This window comes from Thioalkalivibrio sp. K90mix (genome assembly GCF_000025545.1).
Taxonomy (GTDB): domain Bacteria; phylum Pseudomonadota; class Gammaproteobacteria; order Ectothiorhodospirales; family Ectothiorhodospiraceae; genus Thioalkalivibrio.
Genome location: NC_013889.1, coordinates 1,701,485 through 1,720,466, shown reverse-complemented (window position 1 = coordinate 1,720,466; position 18,982 = coordinate 1,701,485). Strand labels below are relative to the sequence as shown.

At 64.8% G+C, this 18,982-nt stretch carries 18 protein-coding genes and 3 tRNA genes; 18 read left to right on the top strand and 3 right to left on the bottom strand.

Annotated elements, in window-relative coordinates; all coding sequences use genetic code 11:
• Positions 1 to 102: 102 nt before the first annotated feature.
• The 7 genes from TK90_RS08125 to TK90_RS08095 all read left to right on the top strand — a co-directional run bounded on the left by TK90_RS08125 (position 103) and on the right by TK90_RS08095 (position 6,200).
• The gene (locus tag TK90_RS08125) at positions 103 to 1,347 is read left to right on the top strand and encodes an aspartate kinase (protein WP_012982991.1); all 1,245 of its coding nucleotides are present in this window, start codon (positions 103 to 105) and stop codon (positions 1,345 to 1,347) included.
• Between the two features lie 68 nt (positions 1,348 to 1,415).
• Positions 1,416 to 1,664, top strand: a complete 249-nt coding sequence (csrA, locus tag TK90_RS08120) for a carbon storage regulator CsrA (protein ID WP_012982990.1) — start codon at positions 1,416 to 1,418, stop codon at positions 1,662 to 1,664.
• An 83-nt stretch (positions 1,665 to 1,747) separates the two neighbouring features.
• Positions 1,748 to 1,838: transfer RNA gene (locus tag TK90_RS08115), tRNA-Ser, on the top strand.
• A gap of 921 nt (positions 1,839 to 2,759) precedes the next feature.
• The gene (locus TK90_RS08110; RefSeq protein WP_026148287.1) at positions 2,760 to 3,770 is read left to right on the top strand and encodes a multicopper oxidase domain-containing protein; all 1,011 of its coding nucleotides are present in this window, start codon (positions 2,760 to 2,762) and stop codon (positions 3,768 to 3,770) included.
• 43 nt (positions 3,771 to 3,813) lie between these two features.
• Positions 3,814 to 4,878: a multicopper oxidase domain-containing protein gene (locus TK90_RS08105; RefSeq protein WP_012982988.1), complete on the top strand. Its 1,065-nt coding sequence runs from the start codon at positions 3,814 to 3,816 to the stop codon at positions 4,876 to 4,878.
• Positions 4,879 to 4,948: 70 nt separating this feature from the next.
• Complete coding sequence (locus TK90_RS08100; RefSeq protein ID WP_012982987.1) at positions 4,949 to 5,716, top strand: ankyrin repeat domain-containing protein; 768 nt, start codon at positions 4,949 to 4,951, stop codon at positions 5,714 to 5,716.
• 109 nt (positions 5,717 to 5,825) lie between these two features.
• A complete protein-coding gene (locus tag TK90_RS08095; protein WP_012982986.1) occupies positions 5,826 to 6,200 on the top strand; it encodes a metalloregulator ArsR/SmtB family transcription factor in 375 nt (124 codons plus the stop codon).
• Here TK90_RS08095 and TK90_RS08090 read toward each other — a convergent pair whose 3' ends face one another.
• The 3 genes from TK90_RS08090 to TK90_RS08080 are packed head-to-tail and all read right to left on the bottom strand — an operon-like array spanning position 6,201 to position 10,073.
• Positions 6,201 to 6,797: a nucleoside triphosphate pyrophosphatase gene (locus TK90_RS08090; RefSeq protein WP_026148288.1), complete on the bottom strand. Its 597-nt coding sequence runs from the start codon at positions 6,795 to 6,797 to the stop codon at positions 6,201 to 6,203. It lies immediately after the preceding gene.
• A gap of 4 nt (positions 6,798 to 6,801) precedes the next feature.
• Complete coding sequence (gene oadA / locus TK90_RS08085) at positions 6,802 to 8,628, bottom strand: sodium-extruding oxaloacetate decarboxylase subunit alpha (protein WP_012982984.1); 1,827 nt, start codon at positions 8,626 to 8,628, stop codon at positions 6,802 to 6,804.
• Between the two features lie 26 nt (positions 8,629 to 8,654).
• Complete coding sequence (locus TK90_RS08080) at positions 8,655 to 10,073, bottom strand: acetyl-CoA carboxylase biotin carboxylase subunit (RefSeq protein WP_012982983.1); 1,419 nt, start codon at positions 10,071 to 10,073, stop codon at positions 8,655 to 8,657.
• Positions 10,074 to 10,204: 131 nt separating this feature from the next.
• Here TK90_RS08080 and TK90_RS08075 point away from each other — a divergent pair, with 131 nt between their 5' ends.
• The 11 genes from TK90_RS08075 (at position 10,205) to TK90_RS08025 (ending at position 18,976) form a co-directional block, all read left to right on the top strand.
• Positions 10,205 to 10,726 (top strand): DUF177 domain-containing protein, encoded by a 522-nt coding sequence (locus TK90_RS08075; RefSeq protein WP_012982982.1) that lies wholly within the window; start codon positions 10,205 to 10,207, stop codon positions 10,724 to 10,726.
• Positions 10,727 to 10,832: 106 nt separating this feature from the next.
• Entirely contained in the window at positions 10,833 to 11,030 is a 198-nt protein-coding gene (gene rpmF / locus TK90_RS08070) for a 50S ribosomal protein L32 (protein ID WP_012982981.1), read from the top strand.
• A gap of 75 nt (positions 11,031 to 11,105) precedes the next feature.
• A complete protein-coding gene (gene plsX, locus TK90_RS08065; protein WP_012982980.1) occupies positions 11,106 to 12,134 on the top strand; it encodes a phosphate acyltransferase PlsX in 1,029 nt (342 codons plus the stop codon).
• Entirely contained in the window at positions 12,131 to 13,093 is a 963-nt protein-coding gene (locus tag TK90_RS08060) for a beta-ketoacyl-ACP synthase III (RefSeq protein ID WP_012982979.1), read from the top strand. The genes plsX and TK90_RS08060 overlap by 4 nt, the downstream gene beginning before the upstream one ends.
• A gap of 104 nt (positions 13,094 to 13,197) precedes the next feature.
• Complete coding sequence (locus tag TK90_RS08055) at positions 13,198 to 13,674, top strand: CYTH domain-containing protein (RefSeq protein WP_012982978.1); 477 nt, start codon at positions 13,198 to 13,200, stop codon at positions 13,672 to 13,674.
• Positions 13,664 to 14,302, top strand: a complete 639-nt coding sequence (locus TK90_RS08050) for a uracil-DNA glycosylase (RefSeq protein ID WP_012982977.1) — start codon at positions 13,664 to 13,666, stop codon at positions 14,300 to 14,302. Before TK90_RS08055 ends, TK90_RS08050 begins: the two co-directional genes overlap by 11 nt.
• Positions 14,303 to 14,460: 158 nt before the next feature.
• Positions 14,461 to 16,284 (top strand): excinuclease ABC subunit UvrC, encoded by a 1,824-nt coding sequence (uvrC, locus tag TK90_RS08045; protein WP_012982976.1) that lies wholly within the window; start codon positions 14,461 to 14,463, stop codon positions 16,282 to 16,284.
• A 298-nt stretch (positions 16,285 to 16,582) separates the two neighbouring features.
• Positions 16,583 to 17,134: a CDP-diacylglycerol--glycerol-3-phosphate 3-phosphatidyltransferase gene (gene pgsA / locus TK90_RS08040; protein ID WP_017926843.1), complete on the top strand. Its 552-nt coding sequence runs from the start codon at positions 16,583 to 16,585 to the stop codon at positions 17,132 to 17,134.
• Between the two features lie 74 nt (positions 17,135 to 17,208).
• Positions 17,209 to 17,284 (top strand) — tRNA-Gly (locus tag TK90_RS08035).
• Positions 17,285 to 17,382: 98 nt separating this feature from the next.
• A tRNA-Cys gene (locus TK90_RS08030) sits at positions 17,383 to 17,456 on the top strand.
• Positions 17,457 to 17,614: 158 nt separating this feature from the next.
• Positions 17,615 to 18,976, top strand: a complete 1,362-nt coding sequence (locus tag TK90_RS08025) for a GntP family permease (RefSeq protein WP_012982974.1) — start codon at positions 17,615 to 17,617, stop codon at positions 18,974 to 18,976.
• The last annotated feature ends 6 nt before the right edge of the window (positions 18,977 to 18,982 follow it).

Genomic DNA, 18,982 nt, shown 5'->3' with positions numbered 1-18,982 from the left:
CCCTCGGGACGCTTGCTGCGCGTGCTCGAGGGTTCTCGCAATGAAGAACTGAATGATGTTTAATGCGCCGCCTTTCCGGGTGGCGGTGAATGGAATCGTGCAATGGCGTTGCTGGTACTGAAATTCGGGGGCACTTCGGTGGGCACCACCGAGCGCATCCAGGCGGTCGCGGAGCGGGCGCTGAAGCTACGCGAGGAGGGCCATCAATTGGTGATCGTCGTCTCCGCGATGAGCGGCGAGACGGATCGTCTGCTGGGGCTTGCGCACGCCCTGAACCCGCGGGCCGATGGTCGCGAGCTGGATGTACTTCTCTCCACCGGCGAGCAGGTGACGATTGCCCTGCTGTCGATGGCGCTGGAGGCGCATGGTTGCCCGGCGCGCTCCTATACCGGCGCCCAGGTCACGATTCGCACGGACAGCGCACATAACAAGGCGCGTATCCGCAGTATCGACGATGCCCGTGTGCGCGCGGATCTGGAGGCCGGCCGAGTGGTCGTTGTGGCCGGATTCCAGGGTGTGGACGAGCACGGCGCAATCACCACACTGGGCCGCGGCGGGTCGGATACAACGGCGGTCGCGCTGGCGGCCGCGCTGAAGGCCGATGAGTGCCGGATCTATACGGATGTCGACGGTGTGTACACCACTGACCCGCGCCTGGTGCCGAATGCGCGACGCCTGCACAGCATCACCTTCGAGGAGATGCTGGAGATGGCGAGCCTCGGCTCCAAGGTGCTGCAGATTCGCGCGGTGGAATTTGCGGGCAAGTACAACGTCCCTCTAAGAGTCCTGTCCTCGTTTGAGGAAGGACAAGGGACACTGATTACCACGGAGGAGGATGCGCAGGTGGAACAGGCGCTGGTTGCGGGTATCGCGTTCAATCAGAACGAGGCCCAGCTGACGGTTCAGGGCGTCCCCGATCAGCCGGGGGTCGCGCATCGTATCCTCGGGCCGATCGCGGACGCCAACATCGAGGTGGACATGATCGTGCAGAACGTGGGCGCGGATCAGACCACCGACTTCACCTTTACGGTGCATCGCAACGACTATGACAAGGCGCTGACGATTCTGCAGGATGCCTGCAAGGCCTTGAATGCACGTGAGGTCTCCGGGGATACCCACATCGTGAAGATCTCGGTGGTCGGCGTCGGGATGCGTTCGCACGCCGGGATTGCCAGCAAGATGTTCGAGGCCCTGTCGCGCGAGACGATCAACATTCGGATGATTTCGACCTCCGAGATCAAGATCTCGGTGGTCGTGGATGAGAAGTACCTCGAACTTGCAGTACGCGCTCTCCATGATGCCTTTGAACTTGAGCATGAACCTGTCGGTCAACAGGAGGACGGTTAAGGATGACAGACCGTAAAACGGTTACCGGACGACCGACTGCGTCCGACACAGGCACTGCGGAGAAGAGCATGCTCATTTTGACTCGACGTGTGGGCGAGACCCTCATGATCGGCGAGGACGTTTCCGTCACCGTCCTGGGGGTCAAGGGCAATCAGGTTCGTATCGGGATCAACGCGCCTCAGGACGTTGCTGTCCACCGCGAGGAGATTTTCCAGCGCATCCAGCGCGAATCCAACGTAGCGGGCGACGATCAGGGCTCGTCCGGCGGTGGGTCTGCCCCAGGGGGGAGCGTGGCCGCTTCCTCGCGCGACGACTGACAGAGGTTGCCAGGCCCGGCGGTCCCAGTGGCCGCCGGGCCTTTTCTTTATGGGCCCAAGCCCGTATCCTGTGCCGCGTTTCCGGAGAGTTGGCCGAGTGGTCGAAGGCGCTCCCCTGCTAAGGGAGTATGGGTCAAAAGCCCATCGAGGGTTCGAATCCCTCACTCTCCGCCAAATCCTGCAAAGGGGTCCGAGTGGCCCCTTTCGCACGTCTGGCCCCCGAGGTATCGGGATTCGAACCCGAGATATAGAAAACGATGGTTCGACGGGTGACGCGCAGCGGCACCCGAACGTCACCGCAGGTGACGGCCCGAAGGGCGAGGCGCAAAGCGCCGCGTAATCCTCACTCTCCGCCAAATCCTGCAAAGGGGTCCGAGTGGCCCCTTTCGCACGTCTGGCCCCCGAGGTATCGGGATTCGAACCCGAGATATAGAAAACGATGGTTCGACGGGTGACGCGCAGCGGCACCCGAACGTCACCGCAGGTGACGGCCCGAAGGGCGAGGCGCAAAGCGCCGCGTAATCCTCACTCTCCGCCAAATCCTGCAAAGGGGTCCGAGTGGCCCCTTTCGCACGTCTGGCCCCCGAGGCTTCGGGGTCCGTCGAAAACGATGGTTCGACGGCCGAAGTCAGAACGCGCCTGCGAGCGATCATCCGGTCCCTCCGTCCGATTCAATGAAGCCGCCGTAAGGGCGGAGTCTCCCGCGTAATGCCTGTCCCCGTTGACCTCCTGGCCTGAAAGCAGGCTGGAAAATGTCACTTTGTGAAACCGGTCCGCAGAAAGACTGGAAAAACTCCTACTTTGGTCTATGTTCCGTTCCGGTCGGCCCTTGTCCGGTTCTGCGGGTGAAGGGCCGCAAATGCGAGCGGGTACAGGGAAGCTTGGGTCGGACAGACCCCAGTACCCCCGGGAACGAACGTTGCGCCGCGACACTGGGGGCGGGCGACGGTGTTCCCGCGATCGTCACGGAACCATGACCTCGGTCCGGATCCGGATAACAAAATCAACAAGACGGTTGCCAGTCCCGCGTTTTCGCTTCCCCCGAAGGAACGGAGGACGACGCGTATGCATCGTAGGAATTTTCTCAAGGCCGGCATGGCGCTTTCGGCCGGAATGGTGGTGCCTGGAGCGGCAGGGTTGCTGGCTTGGTCGCCGCGTGCCCATGCGGCCGAACTGAGTGTGGACCTGACGGCCCGACGCGGTGACGTGACCATGATTGATGGCACGACGGCGCTGATGTTCGGGTTTGTCCAGGGCAGCGGGATCAGCACGCCGGGGCCGACCTTGCTGTGCCAGGAAGGCGACACGATCACGGTTCAACTGAAGAACGAGCTGTCGACGCCCGTGGTGTTCCATGTGGGTGCAACGAACGTTCGCTACCCGGTCAACGCCAACGACGAGATCGAGTTCAGCTTCTCGGCACCGCCGGCCGGCACCTACCTCTATTACGACGACCAGAACAACGGCGTGAATCGCATCATGGGCCTGCACGGGGCGTTGGTGGTGATGCCTGCCGGCGTCAGCGATCGTCCGTTTTCGGGCGGCCCGCAGTTCGTGCGGCAGTACAAGTGGCTGTTCAGTAACGTCGACCCGGCCTGGGGCCAGGCGGTGCGCAACCTGGGCGATTACCACGTGGGCTCGATCAACCCGGAGTCGTTCAACCCGCGCTATTTCATGATCAACGGCAACGCGTACGAGAACACCCACGAGTACAACACCGAACTCATGGGGCAGTACGGCGAGCCCGCCTATGTACGCATGCTCAATGCCGGCGGCATCGTGCATGCGCCGCACTTTCACGGCAATCACGTCGAGATGGTCGTGATTAACTACGAACGCTTCAACGCGCCTTACAAGAACAAGGACGCGGTATCGATGTTCCCGCTTGATGTGCGCGAGGTCGTGTATCCGTTCAAGACACCGCCGGACGCCTATCCCCCGGTCTCCAGTCAGCAAATCCAGCATTTCCCGATGCACTGCCATGTCGAGATGTCGCAGACCGCCGGTGGCGGCCTTTATCCGCACGGGGCTCACGCGCCCATCATCATGGGGCAGACGCCACCGAACGAGCCGGATTTGACCCGCGACGCGAACGATCTGCCCTGAGGGGCGCGTGCGTTGACCAAGAACGGAACAGGGAGTTTGAGAGATGAGCAGAAACCGAGATGGCGGCGGTATGGGTGGTGGCATGGGCGGCTGCGATGCCGGTATTACCGGGAATTGTGGTCTGCATATCGATGCACCAAATACGCCGAATCGAGTAACCCCGGATGTGGAGTTCTTTTTGCAGACGTTCATGCAGGGCAGCCAGGTCATCAATGGTGTCGAGGTCCCGATCTGGGGCTTCAACATGGATGGCATGGGGGGTGGCGGCATGGGCGGTGGAGGAGGTGGCGGCGGTGGCGGCGGCATGGGTGGTGCCATGCCCTCGCCGCCGATCCGGGTGCGTCAGGGCCAGATCGTGCATACGCACCTGAACGCGATGGCGATGATGGCGCCCCATACCATTCATCACCACGGTATCGAGCCGGACACCTTCAACGATGGTGTAGGTCACTACTCGTTCGATGTGCTGGGCGAGTACACCTACCAGTGGCGCGCCTCGCAGGCCGGGACGTACTTCTATCACTGCCACACCAATACGGTGCTGCATGCGGAGATGGGCATGTACGGGGCATTGATCGTCGATCCGCCCAGTGGCCCGGGTACCGTCTATGAGGGTGGGCCCAGCTACACCGTCGAGGCGATCTGGGCCGTGGATGATATCGACATGAACTGGCACTGCCTGCCGTGGGATGCGGCGCTGTGCGGGGGTGACGCCGGGCTGAACGACTTCAATCCGGAGATCTTCTGCATCAATGGTGTTGGCGAGGATCTGTCCGAGACGGATCCCTCGGTGGTGGTCAATGCCTCGCGCGTGGATCGCGTGCTGCTGCGCTACATCATGGCAGGTTACGTGCCACAGCGGGTTCGCTTCCCCGCCGAGTTGGGACCGATCCAGATCGTGGCCGAGGATGGTCGTCCTCTGCCGGAGATCGAAACCATTCCGGCGGGTGGCGAGATCCTGATGACCGCGGCCGAGCGCTATGACCTGATCTTCGAGCCGAAGGAAGCGGGATCTTTCCCGGTGGATATCGATTTCTTCGATTTCCGCGCCGCGGATGGCACGTTGCGGCCGATCGGGCATATCCGCAGCCGGTTCAATATCAGTTAGGGCTGACTGGTTGTCCGCGGGGCCGGGGTGTCACCGGGTCCTGCGGATGCCAGCTGTCAGGAGGAAGGACATGAACAAGTCCAAGGCTTTTGTCGGGGTCGTCGTCATGCTGCTGGGTGTTTCCTGGGGGCTAGTGCAGGCGAACGACGAGGCCGACGCGGCGTTAATGCAGGCGGTCGTCGCGGGCGACCAGGAGAAGGTCTCGCACTGGCTTGGCCAGGGGGCTGACCCCAATGTTGCCCAGCGACCCTGGGAACTCACGCCGTTGCTGGTGGCAGTTGCCGGGGATGTCGAGATCGTGGATCGCCTGATCGAGGCGGGTGCCGATGTGAATGCCCGTGAACGTGAAGGGGTGACGGTGCTGATGAAGGCCGTGCACGGCGGACAGCCGGATGTGGTGGAGCGCCTGTTGCGGGAGGACGACCTGGAGGTCGATGCGGCGGGTCCGCGCGGCACCACTGCCCTGGCTTACGCGACGCTCTACGGGTATCCCACCATGGTGGAGGCCCTGTTGGGCGCGGGTGCCGACCCGCAGCACGTGCGATACAACGGTACCACGCCGGTGTCCCTGGCCGAGCACATGCATGAACTGGCGCTGGCGATGCCGGAAGAAGATGCGGGTGGTCACCACGGCGAGCATGACCATGGGGCGGACGAGGGGCCGCATGATCACTACCGTTCGCGCAACGAGGCGGTGGCCTCGTATGACCGGATCGTGGCGTTACTGGATGCCGCTCCGGCCAGCGAAGACTCGGGCGAGCAGTGCCATCACAACCGCGCAGGTGACCCGGAAGCCTCCGACGCCAGTCAGCGCCCGCCTCACCACCGTCATCACTAATGGTTTTGCTGCATACCCGCACGCACTGGGGTCCTTGGGTGCCCGTGCGTGCTAATCTTGCCTTTAAAGGCCGAGTTATAGTGGCCGGATCGGCCGAAGTGGATTTGCTATGTCTCTGACCCCCTCCGTTTTCTTCAGCTTGCTGTCGGACGACACCCGCTTGCGTTCGATGCTGCTGATTCAAATGGAGTGCGAGCTCTGTGTATGCGAGCTGATGACCGCGCTGGAGATCTCGCAGCCGAAGGTCTCGCGTCATCTGGCCGCGCTGCGTCAGCAGGACGTGGTGACGACCCGACGCGAAAGCAACTGGATCTACTATCGGTTGCACCCGCAATTGCCGGAGTGGGCCCGCGAGGTACTGGCATCGACCGCCGGGGCTTCGCGCGTGGACGGCACGCTGCGCGAGGATCATGCGCGCCTGCAGGCGATGTGGCGTGATGCCGACCTGGATCTTCCGGTTTCCCGGCGCTCGCCGGAGACCTGATCAGCGCTCCTCGGTGGGGGGCATGGCAATACCGGCTTCCCGCAGCCAGTGGCACAGGCGGATCAGCGGCAGACCCACCAGGGCGGTAGGGTCCGAACCCTCCATGCGCTCGAACAGACTGACCCCCAGTCCCTCCGACTTGAAGCTGCCGGCGCAGTCCACGGGATTGTCCAGCGCGACATAGGCTCGAATCTCCGCGTCCGACAGCCGGCGAAAGGTGACGGTGTATTCAACGTCCTCCACCCGTGCCTCGCCGCTGGAGGCATCCAGCAGGCACAGCCCGGTGTGAAAGGTGACCGTGCCGCCGGACAGCGAGGCCAGCTGTTCGCGTGCGCGCTCGGCATTGCCCGGTTTGCCGAGGATACGGCCCCCATGGCTGGCGCTTTGGTCGGAACCAATGATCAATGCGTCCGGGTGGGTGCCGCCGGTGACCGCTCGTGCCTTGGCCTCGGCGAGGCGCCGCACGAGGGCCGCTGCGTCTTCGTCCGGAAGCCGCGTCTCGTCGACCTGCGGCGCGGCCGTCGTGAACGGCAGATGCAGCCGCTGCAATAGCTGGGCGCGATAGGGCGAGGTCGAGGCAAGGACGATCTCGCGCACGGGCTTACCCATCGGGAGAATCGATCTCGATCAGGGCATCGTCCGGATTGGCGGCCGCACCTTTGGCCACGTTCACCGCGCGTACCGTGCCGGCGATGGGTGCGGCGATCTCGGACTCCATCTTCATCGCCTCGAGCACCAGCACCGGCTGGCCGGCCTCCACGGTGTCGCCCTCGGCCACTAGTACGTCGATGACGGTTCCGGGCATGGACGTGGTCACATCGCCCGGGCGGGTGGCGCGGCGGGATTTCTTGCCTGTGCGCGGTGATTCGGCACCACCGCCACCGGCCGTGTCGATCGTGTCCAGCGTCTCGATCAGGACATCTTCCGGCATACCGTCGATGGTGACGTACATCGGCCGCGTATCCTCGCGGTGATGGCCGCTGCCATTCACGCGGATGTGGTACGACTCCCCGTGGAAGGTGACGTTGAACTCCACCGGTGCCGGGCAGCCGGCCTGTGTGTTCTCGGGCAGGTTCAATGGTTCCGGTTCGAGCGTGCCGTTGCGTCGTTGCTCGAGGAAGGACCGGCCGACCTCGGGAAACAGCGCGAAGGTCAGGACGTCTTCGGGCCCCTGGGCCAAATCGCCGATCTCCCGGGTCAGATGGTCCATCTCCGGCTTCAGCAGGTCCGCCGGGCGCACGTCGATGACCTCGGCGTTGCCGATCGCCTTGCGCTGAATGACACGGTTGATGGGCCCCGGTGCACGGCCGTAGTGCCCGGTCAGGTACTGCTTCACCTCGTTGGTGATGGTCTTGTAGCGCTCCCCGGCGAGTACGTTCATCACCGCCTGGGTCCCGACGATCTGCGACGTCGGCGTGACCAGGGGCGGGTAGCCGAGATCCTCGCGCACGCGCGGGATTTCCTCCAGCACGGCATCAAAGCGGTCCAGCGCGTTCTGGTCGCGCAGCTGATTGGCCAGGTTGGAGATCATGCCGCCCGGGACCTGGTTCACCTGCACGCGGGTGTCGACGCCGGTGTATTCGCTCTCGAAACGCTGGTACTTCTTGCGCACCTCGTGGAAATACAGGCCGATTTTCTGCAGGGCCACGAGATCCAGCCCCGTGTCGTGTTCTGTGCTGGACAGGGCCGCGACCAGGCTTTCCGTTGGGGGATGGCTGGTGCCCCCGGCGAAGGCGGAGATCGCCGTCTCGATGTGGCGGCAGCCAGCCTCGATCGCCTGCCAGTGGCACAGCTCGGATAGACCCGAGGTGGCATGCGCATGCAGGTGGATCGGGACATCCAGCGCGTCGACCAGCTCGGTCACCAGTTCGCGGGTGGCGGTGGGGGTCAGCAACCCGGCCATGTCCTTGATGGCAATGCTCTGCGCCCCCATTGCCACCAGCTCGCGGGCGAGGGCGACGAACTGGGCGGCGGAGTGTACCGGTCCGGTGGTGTAGCACAGCGTGCCCTGGGCATGGCCGCCGGCTTTGCGTGTGGCCTCGATCGCGGTGCGCAGGTTCCGTGCATCGTTCATCGCGTCGAAGATGCGGATGATGTCGATGCCGCCGGCCACCGAGCGCTCGACGAAGGCGCGAACGACGTCGTCGGCATAGTGGCGGTAGCCGAGCAGGTTCTGCCCGCGCAGCAGCATCTGCAGCGGGGTATTGGGCAGTGCGCCCTTGAGCTGGTGCAGGCGCTCCCACGGGTCTTCCTTCAGAAAGCGCACGCAGGCGTCGAACGTGGCCCCGCCCCAGGCCTCGAGGGAGTGGAAGCCGATCGCGTCCATCTGCTCGCAGATCGGCAGCATGTCCTCGGTGCGCATGCGCGTGGCGATCAGGCTTTGGTGGCCGTCGCGCAGGGTGACATCCGTAATGTGAACTCGATCCATGGCTAGTCCGGTGGGGCAGTGACTTTCTAGAGCCCGTGGTGGGCGGCGATAGCGGCGGCGATTGCGACGGCCAGCTGGCGGTCGGAGCGCTTGGCCGGAAGATTGGTCAGTTCAGGGTGCTCGGCAATGAAGCCGGTATTGAAATCCGCGCGGCGAAAGTCCGGGTGATTCACGATCGCCAGGTGATACGGGATGGTGGTTTTGACCCCGAATACGCCCATGTCGCGCAGGGCGCGGTTGCTGCGCGTCAGCAGGTCGTCCCATTCCAGCGCCCAGCAGATCAGCTTGGCGCACATCGAATCGTAGTGCGGCGGGATCTCGTAGCCGGTGTAGATCGCGCCGTCGGTGCGCACGCCCGGCCCGCCCGGGGCAAAGTAGCGCGTAATGCGACCAAAGCTCGGCAGAAAGTCATTGGTCGGGTCTTCCGCGTTGATCCGGAACTCCATGGCGAAGCCACGGCGGGAGATCTGCGACTGGTCGTAACGCAGGGGTTCGCCACTGGCGATGCGCAGCTGCTCCTGGACGATGTCCACTCCCGTGATCATCTCGGTAGCTGGATGTTCTACTTGAAGACGCGTGTTCATCTCCATGAAATAAAACGTATCGTCGCCGTCCATCAGGAACTCGACAGTCCCGGCATTCTGGTACCCGACCGTCTGTGCGGCCGTGACGGCCAGCGCGCCCAGGCGCTCGCGTTGTGCCTCGTTCAATTGCGGTGAAGGGGCGATTTCGATCAGTTTCTGATGGCGCCGCTGCACGGAGCAGTCACGCTCGTACAGGTGAACGGCATTGCCATGGGTGTCGGCGAGGATCTGGACCTCGATGTGGCGTGGGTTGACCACGGCCTTTTCCAGGAAGATTTCGGTACTGCCGAATGCACGCGTGGCCTCCGAGCGCACGCGGTCGAAGTTGCGCCGCAGGGCGTCCGGGTCTTCGCACAGCCGGATGCCGCGCCCGCCGCCGCCACTGGTGGCCTTGAGCATTACCGGATACCCGATGGCCTCGGCGGCCTCCAGTGCGGCCTCCAGGGTCTCCAGGTTGCCCTCCGATCCGGGGGTGACCGGCACCCCGGCCTCGATCATCGCCTGTCGCGCGGCCACCTTGTCGCCCATGCGGCGGATGACGCTGGCGTCCGGGCCGACCCAGATGAGCCCGCGCGCCGCGCAGGCCGCCGCGAAATCCGCGTTCTCCGAGAGAAAACCGTATCCGGGGTGCACGGCATCACAGCCGGCGGCCCGAGCGACGCTGATCAGCCGGTGGATGCTGAGATACCCACCCATGCTGTCGGGCCCGATCGCATAGGCCTCGTCCGCCTTTTTTACGTGCAGGGCGTGGCGGTCGGCATCGGTATGCACCGCGACCGAGGTAATTCCCATCTCCGCGCAGGCCCGGATCAGGCGCACGGCAATCTCGCCCCGGTTGGCTATGAGCAGCTTGCGGATCAAACGGAAGGTCCCGGGAAGGTCAGTGACAACCCGAGTATCGGCATGCAGTCGAAGGGCTGCAAGTTTCTGTTTCGCTTTGACAGAACAGCCCTCGCGCGCGTATATTCCGCGCCCTTGTATTTGAGTGTTCTATGAGTCGTATTCCCGTATCTCTCGACCCGTGGCAGCCACGAGCCCGGCACCAGGAATTCGAAGGCGATTTGTCTGCGGAGGACCTGCCGCGCCTGCGGGACGAGTCGCTGGCCGAGCACCCGCTGCGAGTCCATGTCCGTTTCGGGCTGGAGCGCGGGGCGCTGGACGAGGTGCGGCTGACCGGTGTGATCACCGGCGAGCTGTGGCAGACCTGCCAGCGCTGCCTGCAGCCGATGGCCTGGGAATTCCGGCTGGAGACCGATGCGGTGATCCTGCCGGCGGGCGGCTCCGTAGAAGGCCTGGGCGCGGACGAGGACATCCTCGAACTCGCGGACGACGGACGGCTGCACCCGGCCGTGTGGGCCGAGGACGAGGTGCTGCTGGCCTGGCCGCTGGTGCCGCGCCACGCGGACTGCGAGCCGGCGGTGGAGCCCGAGTTTGTTCCCGGGCAGCGCGAGGACAACCCGTTTGCGGTGCTCGAGCAGCTAAAGGGCAGTTCGAGCCACGGCAACGATCGGTAGGCCGGGCGGAGCAGGGCGCCGCCCGGCTCGAAACGCTATACTTGCGCCCGTTTTTGATTCGGGCTAACCCCGCACAGGCGGGATTTGATTAATCTGGAGATTCATCATGGCTGTGCAACAACGCCGCAAGACCCGTTCCAAGCGCGATATGCGCCGCTCCCACGACGGGCTGAAGGGCGCGACCCTGTCCACCGATCCGACCACCGGAGAGGTCCATCGCCGGCACCACGTGACCCCGGACGGGTTTTACCGTGGTCGTCAGGTGATCCAGCAGGACGTCGAAGTCGAAGACGACGAAGACTAAGCTCGGCGTGATGACCTTGCTGGGGCCACGGCTGCGGCTGCACCGTGGCCTTTCCGCGTTTAATCGGGCCCGCGCATGAGCCGTGAATTCACCATCGCCCTGGATGTGATGGGCGGCGACCACGGGGCCCCCGTGGTGCTCCCGGCTGCCCGCCGTTCGCTGAAGGTGGCAGACGACTTCCGCTTGCTGCTGGTGGGGGACGAGGCGACGATCGAATCCGGTCTTGCCGAATGGACGGCGACCGAGCGCGATCGCGTTGAAATCGTGCATGCCAGCCAGGTGGTCGGCATGGAGGAGTCGCCGGCCGTCGCCCTGCGTACCAAGCGTGACTCCTCGATGCGGGTGGCCATCGACCAGGTCAAGAAAGGCACGGCCCAGGCCTGCGTGTCGGCCGGTAACACCGGCGGGCTGATGGCCACCGCGCGTTATGTGCTGAAGACCCTGCCGGGGATTGACCGTCCGGCGATCGCGACTGCGCTGCCGTCTTTGTACGGTCATACCCACATGCTGGATCTCGGCGCCAACGTGGACGTCGAGGCGGCACACCTGTACCAGTTCGCGGTCATGGGCTCGGTGCTGGCGAATGCGGTGGACGGGCTCGAGGCCCCCAAGGTGGGGCTGCTCAATATCGGGTCGGAGGCCATCAAGGGTAACGACCGGGTACGCGAGGCGGGCCGCATGCTGGAGGAATCCAGCCTGAACTATGTCGGCTTCGTCGAGGGCAACGACGTCTACTGCAGCGATGTCGACGTGGTGGTCTGCGACGGCTTTGTCGGCAACGTGGCGCTGAAGGTCAGCGAGGGCGTGGCCAAGATGATCTCCACGAACATGAAGGCCGAGTTCCGCGCCTCGCTGTACTCGCGGCTGGCCGGTCTGTTCGCGCTGCCCGTGCTGCGCCGGTTGCGCCACCGCTTTGACCACCGGCGTTACAACGGGGCCTCGCTGCTGGGGTTGCAGGGCGTGGTGATCAAGAGCCACGGCAGTGCCGATGCCCTGGCATTCGAATACGCGATCCGCATTGCCCGGGTCGAGGCCGAGGCCAACATCTCCAGCCGCATCGACAAGCAGCTGGGACAGTTACTGGGGCAGGAGCACGCGCAATGAAGCATGCACGCATCAGCGGGACCGGGAGCTACCTGCCCGAGCGCATCCTGACCAACGCCGATCTCGAGGCCATGGTGGATACATCGGATGCCTGGATCCAGGAGCGCACCGGGATTCGCGAGCGCCACATCGTGGCCGAGAATCAGGTGACCTCCGACCTGGCGCTGAAGGCCGCCGAACGCGCGCTGGACGCCGCGGGCATCCGCCCCGCCGACCTGGACCTGATCATCGTCGCCACCACGACCCCGGACCAGATCTTTCCCAGTACCGCGTGCATCCTGCAGGCCAAGCTGGGGATTGGCGGCTGCCCGGCCTTCGACGTGCAGGCGGTGTGTTCCGGTTTTGTCTATGCACTCGCCACGGCCGATCGCTTCATGCAGAGCGACGAGATCCGGCATGTGCTGGTCGTCGGGGCCGAGACGCTCTCGCGCATCACCGACTACACCGACCGCGGCAACTGCATCCTGTGGGGCGATGGTGCCGGCGCGGTGGTGCTGTCGCGCTCGCCGGACCCGGGCATCATCTCGACCCACCTGCACGCGGATGGCCACCACAAGGGCCTGCTGGAGGTCCCGGGCGGGGTCTCGCAGCCCGGCGACAACCCGGATCTCGAGTTCATCCGCATGGAGGGCCGCGCGGTCTTCCGCGTTGCCGTCAATACGCTGGATCAGATCGTCGACGAGACGCTGGAGTACAACGGGATCGACAAGTCCGAGCTGGACTGGCTGGTCCCGCACCAGGCCAACATCCGCATTATCCAGGCCACCGCCAAGAAGCTGAACATGTCCATGGACAACGTTGTGGTCACGGTCGACCGGCACGGCAACACCTCCGCCGCGTCCATCCCGCTGGCGCTGGATACTGCCGTGCGCGACGGGCGTATCAAGAAGGGCGACCTGATCCTGACCGAGGCCTTTGGCGGCGGCTTTACCTGGGGCTCCGCGCTGATCCGCATGTAGCGCGCGCCACTTCGCGATTCCATTCCTGTGGGAGCCTGCTTGCAGGCGAAGCCCCTGCCAAAGCCTGATACGAAGCGGTTCGCCGAAAGACGGGAGTCGACGACATGGGTCGCGAGATCGAACGCAAGTTTCTGCTGGCCAGTGATGCCTGGCGCAGCCACGTGGCGCGCTCGCAGCGCATGCGCCAGGGCTATCTGTGCGGCAACGACCGCGCCTCGATCCGCGTACGCGTGGACGAGGAGGGCGCGAACCTGAACATCAAGAGCGCGACCCTCGGTGTCGAACGCGACGAGTACCAGTACGCGATCCCGGTCGAAGAGGCGCACCGCCTGCTCGACACCCTCGCCGGCCCGCAGGTCGAGAAGACACGCTACTGGGTGGACGTCGACGGCTGGGAATACGAGATCGACGTGTTCGAGGGCGCCAATACCGGCCTGATCGTGGCCGAGCTGGAGCTGCCCGCAAGCGATGCCGAGTTCCCGCGGCCCGAGTGGCTGGGCGAGGAGGTCTCGCACGACCCGCGCTACTACAACACCGAGCTGGCCCGGAATCCCTACCGCGACTGGCCCGATGCAAGCTGAGTCGTTTCCGGTGTTCGATCCGCACTGCCGGCGCTGTCCGCGCCTGGCGGGCTTCCTGGACGACGTGCGGGCGAAGCACCCGGACTACCACGCCGCGCCCGTGGCATCGTTTGGGCCACTGGATGCGCGGCTGCTGATCGTCGGGCTGGCCCCCGGGATGCACGGGGCCAACGCCACGGGGCGCCCCTTCACCGGGGACTACGCCGGGGTGCTGCTCTACGAGACCCTGCACCAGTACGGCTTCGCCACCGCACCCGAGAGCGTGAGTGCGGACGACGGGCTGCAACTGCTGGACTGCCGCATCACCAATGCGGTCAAGTGCCTGCCGCCGCAGAACAAGCCGACCACCGAGGAGATCCGCACCTGTAACGGCTTCCTGGCATCCGAGATGGATGCGATGCAGCCCCGGGTGATCCTGGCGCTCGGCAAGATCGCCCATGACGCGGTGCTGCGGGCCCGGGGTCTGCCCCTGTCCAGCCTGCGTTTTGCCCACGGCGCCGAGCATGCGCTGGACGGCATGCGGCTGATCGATTCCTACCACTGCTCGCGCTACAACACCCAGACCCGCCGCCTCACCCCGGCCATGTTCGGCGAACTCTTCGCCCGCATTCGCGCCCATCTCGAGTAGAACTGGCTGGGGCCGGGGGACCCTTCATTGAAGGGGGAGCGCAACGGGTCATCCCCGAGCCAGGAACGCGAATGGGTGGCGCATTTGGTGGATAGCGCGCCCTTGGCCATAAGGGTACTGGCCGATTTCGCTGGTTGATCCGGTATCCTGACGCTGTGATGAGCACGCCCGAGACCGGATTCGATTCCAAGGCCTTCCTGAAGACGCTGACGCAGTCGCCCGGTGTCTATCAGATGCTGGATGCCAGCGGCGGCGTGCTGTACGTCGGCAAGGCGCGCAATCTCAGGAGTCGTGTGGCCAGCTACTTTCGCGGTTCGGACGATCGCGGGCCGCGGATCCGGTCGATGGTGCGTCAGATCGCGGACATTCGTGTCGCGGTCACGCATACCGAAGCCGAGGCCCTGCTGCTCGAGGCCAACCTGATCAAGCGCCACCGGCCGCGTTACAACGTATTGCTGCGGGACGACAAGAGCTACCCCTACATCTTCGTGTCGAATCAGGATTATCCGCGGCTCGGGTTTCACCGGGGCGCGAAGAAGAAGGGGGTGCGGTACTTCGGGCCCTATCCCTCGGCCGGGGCGGTGCGCGAGAGCCTGGCGCTGCTGCAGAAGCTGTTTCAGGTGCGTCAGTGCGAGGACAGCGTGTTCGCGCACCGCTCCCGGCCCTGTCTGCAGTATCAGATCGGGCGTTGTACGGCGCCCTGCGTGGGCTACATCACGCCCGAAGAGTATGCCCGCGACGTCGAGTCTTCCGTGCAGTTCCTGCAGGGCAAGAGTGAGGTGGTGATCGCCGACCTGATGCAGCGCATGGAGGCGGCCTCCGAACGTCTCGACTTCGAGCATGCGGCGCGGCTGCGGGACCAGATTGCGCGGCTGCGCCAGATCTCCGAGCAGCAGTTTGTCTCCGGCGGCGAGGGCGATGCCGACGTGATTGCGCTGGCACAGGAGGCGGGCGTGGTGGCCGTGGAGATCTTCTTTGTGCGCGGGGGGCAGAACCTGGGCAACCGCGAACTGTTCCCGAACGTGCCGGAGGCCACTGACACCGGCGAGATCATGGCGGCAGTGCTGGCGCAGTACTACGCCGAACGCGACCCGCCGGCGCGCGTGTTGCTGTCGCACGAGCCGGAAGGTGCGTCGGCGCTGGAGGCCTTCCTGTCGGAGCGGCGCGGGGGCCGCAAGGTCCAGCTTGCCTGGTCGCTGCGCGGCGACCGCGCGCGCTGGCTGGACATGGCGCGGCGCAATGCCGAACTGGCCCTGAAGACACGCATCGCCAGTCAGGCCGGGCAGACCGCGCGCCTGGACGCGCTCACCGCCGAACTGAACCTGGAGAGTCCGCCCAAGCGCATGGAATGCTTTGATATCTCGCACACCGGGGGCGAACGCACGGTGGCCTCCTGCGTGGTGTTCGGGCCTGACGGGCCGATCAAATCCGACTATCGGCGGTTCAATATCGACGGCATCGAGCCCGGCGACGATTACGCCGCAATGCATCAGGCGCTGAGCCGGCGCTTCGCCCGCCTGAAGAAGGGGGAAGGTCAGGAGCCGGACATCCTGTTCATCGATGGTGGCAAGGGGCAGGTCACGCAGGCGCTCAATGTGCTGGCGGACCTCGGGCTCGATCACATCCGCGTGATCGGCGTCGCCAAGGGCGAGGAACGCCGGCCGGGTATGGAAACTCTGATATTGAGCGGGGTCGAGGCCCCCTCTATACTCCCGGCGCACTCGGGTGCCCTGCACCTGATCCAGCAGATCCGCGACGAGGCCCATCGATTCGCGATTACCGGGCACCGTGCGCGCCGGGCCAAGGCCCGGAAGGAATCGACCCTGGAGGCGATCCCGGGGCTGGGGCCGAAGCGCCGCAGTGCGTTGCTGCGCCACTTCGGGGGGCTGCGCGGGGTGGCCCGGGCCGGCGTCGACGAGCTGACCAAGGTGCCGGGTATCCACCGGCGGCTCGCGCAGGCGATTTACGACCAGTTTCACTAGGGAAACACTGATTAATGTACACACTCGTGTTGGCACCCCAGGTTTTCCGAGACAAGGCGCGGTGCGCAGCCGGTAGTGGTTCTACCGGCAAGTGCCGCAACGCCGGATCGGGGAACCTGGGGTGCCAACCCCGAAGGGGCTCGGCCTCCCGTTGTTATCAAAAACGGGCGTGGGAACGGCGTTGCGGTTCCCTTGTGCAGAATGACTGCACGGCAGTCACCGCGCCTTGTTCGCACGCAAAAGCGACTCGAGCACGAGCGTGTACATTAATCAGTGTTTCCCTGGGGCTGACCAGCAGATGATCCGTGAACTCCCCAACTGGCTGACCTGGTCGCGGATCGTGATGATCCCGCTGCTGATCGTCGTGTTCTATGCCCTGCCGATGCCTACGGCCGGCATCGTGGCCGCCATTGTCTTTGCGCTCGCCGCGATCACCGACTGGGCGGACGGCTACCTGGCCCGGCGCTGGGAGGTGACCACCCGCTTCGGGGCCTTCCTGGATCCCGTGGCGGACAAGCTGATTGTGGCCGCCGCGCTGGTCCTGGTTGTGGATCACAACCCGGGTGTGGGTCTGGCACTGGCGGCCGTCGTGATCATCGGGCGCGAGATCGCGATCTCGGCCCTGCGCGAATGGATGGCCGAGGTGGGCGCCAGCGCGAAGGTGGCCGTATCCTGGGTCGGCAAGGTCAAGACCACCGCCCAGATGGTGGCAATCTTCCTGCTGCTGTGGGCGGAGCCGGTCGCCGGGTTGCCGATTTTCGCGATCGGTGAATGGCTGCTGTATCTGGCGGCCGTCCTGACGCTGGTCTCGATGGTGCAGTACATGCTGGCGGCCGCGCGCGGGCGCTGATCGGCCGCACGGAAACGCCGGTGGGGTATTGACGTTCACCCCCGGTGCGGTAGAATACGCGCCGTTAACGAAGAGCGGGAATAGCTCAGCTGGTAGAGCACAACCTTGCCAAGGTTGGGGTCGCGAGTTCGAATCTCGTTTCCCGCTCCAACAGATTCGTGAAACCCCGGTTCGGCCGGGGTTTTCTGTTTCGGCTGCCGCCTGTCGCATCACGCGGGCATCATGCGGGCCGGGACCCACCCGATACAGGCTGGGTGGCAGAGTGGTTATGCAGCGGACTGCAAATCCGTGTACGCCGGTTCGATTCCGACCCCAGCCTCCATCATCGTGCTTCACGCCAGGGCCGCCTTCGGGCGGCCTTTTCTTTTGTCGGTCTGTCGTGCGAGCGCGGATTGAATCCAGTATGGAATTTCTCGTCCCAAGACGGGTTACAGGGTCTATGCTCTTAACTCGATAACCACAACAAGACGAGGACGCGAGATGCTGATTATTGGCCTGATTATCGTCGTGGCGGCGCTGGTGTTCGCCACCGTGAAGCTGCGAGTCCACCCCTTCCTTGCCCTGTTGCTGGCGGCCTTTGTGATGGCGCTGATCGGGGGTATTGCCCCGAAAGAGGCGATCAGCGTCATCAACGACGGTTTTGGCGGGACGCTGGGCTATATCGGGATCGTGATCGCGCTGGGCACGATCATCGGGGTGATCCTGGATCGCACCGGGGCGGCGATCGTGATGGCGGAGGCAATCATCCGCGCGTTGTCGGATCGATTCCCGAACCTCACGGCCACAATCATCGGCTACATCGTGTCGATCCCGGTGTTCTGCGACTCGGGCTACGTGATCCTGAACTCCCTGAAGAACGCGCTGGCGAAGAAGGCCGGCGTGTCCATGGTGGCGATGAGTGTCGCGCTGGCGACGGGCCTGTTCGCCACGCACAACTTTGTTCCGCCGACGCCGGGCCCGATCGCCGCAGCCAGCAACATCGGGATTGCCGATGCGCTGGGGCTGGTGATCCTGTTCGGTCTCGTGGTGGCCGCCGTGGCGGCCGCGGTTGGCTGGCTCTGGGCCAGCCGCTATACCCACGCGAACGACGACGAGCTGCTGGAGCCGGACCCGATTGAGGAGGCGACCGGTCAGGAGGTGAAGAAGCCGGAGCCCGACCTGGCCAATCCGCCCACGACCCTGGCCGCGTTCATGCCGATCCTGGCACCGATCATCCTGATCTCCATCGGCTCGATCGCGTCCCTCGCCACCCGCGATGTCGATCCCGGCATGTTCGCGGCGGCACTGATCTTCCTCGGCCAGCCGGTCGTCGCGCTGGCCATTGGCGTGGTGTTCGCCCTGCTGCTGGTCAAGGGCGGCGACAAGCGCGGCCGTTTCCACCAGATGACGGTCGATGCGGTTCTGCTCGCGGCCCCGATCCTGCTGATCACCGGGGCGGGCGGCGCGTTTGGCTCGGTGCTACAGGAAACACCGATCGGTGACCAGCTCGGCGACATGCTGACAGGGCTGGGCCTGGGCCTGTTGGTGCCGTTCCTGCTGGCGGCTGCGCTCAAGTCGGCGCAGGGTTCGTCGACGGTGGCACTGGTGGCCGCTTCCAGTATGGTGGCGCCGCTGCTGCCAGCGCTGGGCCTGGATTCCGACATGGGCATGGTGCTGGCCGTGATGGCCGTGGGTGCGGGCGCGATGACCGTGTCGCATGCCAACGACAGCTTCTTCTGGGTGGTGACCCAGTTCAGCCGCATGAAGGTGTCGACCGCCTACAAGGCCTATACGACCGCCACGCTGTTGCAGGGTGTGAGCGCGATGATCGTGATCTACCTGCTGGGGCTCGTCTTTGTCTGAGCTGAG

What these genes read in the sequence shown, in the direction of transcription:
- TK90_RS08125 (WP_012982991.1), top strand. Translation starts at nt 103, where the DNA reads ATGGCGTTGCTGGTACTGAAATTCGGGGGCACTTCGGTGGGCACCACC.
- csrA (WP_012982990.1), top strand. Translation starts at nt 1,416, where the DNA reads ATGCTCATTTTGACTCGACGTGTGGGCGAGACCCTCATGATCGGCGAG.
- TK90_RS08110 (WP_026148287.1), top strand. Translation starts at nt 2,760, where the DNA reads ATGGCGCTTTCGGCCGGAATGGTGGTGCCTGGAGCGGCAGGGTTGCTG.
- TK90_RS08105 (WP_012982988.1), top strand. Translation starts at nt 3,814, where the DNA reads ATGAGCAGAAACCGAGATGGCGGCGGTATGGGTGGTGGCATGGGCGGC.
- TK90_RS08100 (WP_012982987.1), top strand. Translation starts at nt 4,949, where the DNA reads ATGAACAAGTCCAAGGCTTTTGTCGGGGTCGTCGTCATGCTGCTGGGT.
- TK90_RS08095 (WP_012982986.1), top strand. Translation starts at nt 5,826, where the DNA reads ATGTCTCTGACCCCCTCCGTTTTCTTCAGCTTGCTGTCGGACGACACC.
- oadA (WP_012982984.1), bottom strand. Translation starts at nt 8,628, where the DNA reads ATGGATCGAGTTCACATTACGGATGTCACCCTGCGCGACGGCCACCAA.
- TK90_RS08075 (WP_012982982.1), top strand. Translation starts at nt 10,205, where the DNA reads ATGAGTCGTATTCCCGTATCTCTCGACCCGTGGCAGCCACGAGCCCGG.
- rpmF (WP_012982981.1), top strand. Translation starts at nt 10,833, where the DNA reads ATGGCTGTGCAACAACGCCGCAAGACCCGTTCCAAGCGCGATATGCGC.
- plsX (WP_012982980.1), top strand. Translation starts at nt 11,106, where the DNA reads ATGAGCCGTGAATTCACCATCGCCCTGGATGTGATGGGCGGCGACCAC.
- TK90_RS08060 (WP_012982979.1), top strand. Translation starts at nt 12,131, where the DNA reads ATGAAGCATGCACGCATCAGCGGGACCGGGAGCTACCTGCCCGAGCGC.
- TK90_RS08055 (WP_012982978.1), top strand. Translation starts at nt 13,198, where the DNA reads ATGGGTCGCGAGATCGAACGCAAGTTTCTGCTGGCCAGTGATGCCTGG.
- TK90_RS08050 (WP_012982977.1), top strand. Translation starts at nt 13,664, where the DNA reads ATGCAAGCTGAGTCGTTTCCGGTGTTCGATCCGCACTGCCGGCGCTGT.
- uvrC (WP_012982976.1), top strand. Translation starts at nt 14,461, where the DNA reads ATGAGCACGCCCGAGACCGGATTCGATTCCAAGGCCTTCCTGAAGACG.
- pgsA (WP_017926843.1), top strand. Translation starts at nt 16,583, where the DNA reads ATGATCCGTGAACTCCCCAACTGGCTGACCTGGTCGCGGATCGTGATG.
- TK90_RS08025 (WP_012982974.1), top strand. Translation starts at nt 17,615, where the DNA reads ATGCTGATTATTGGCCTGATTATCGTCGTGGCGGCGCTGGTGTTCGCC.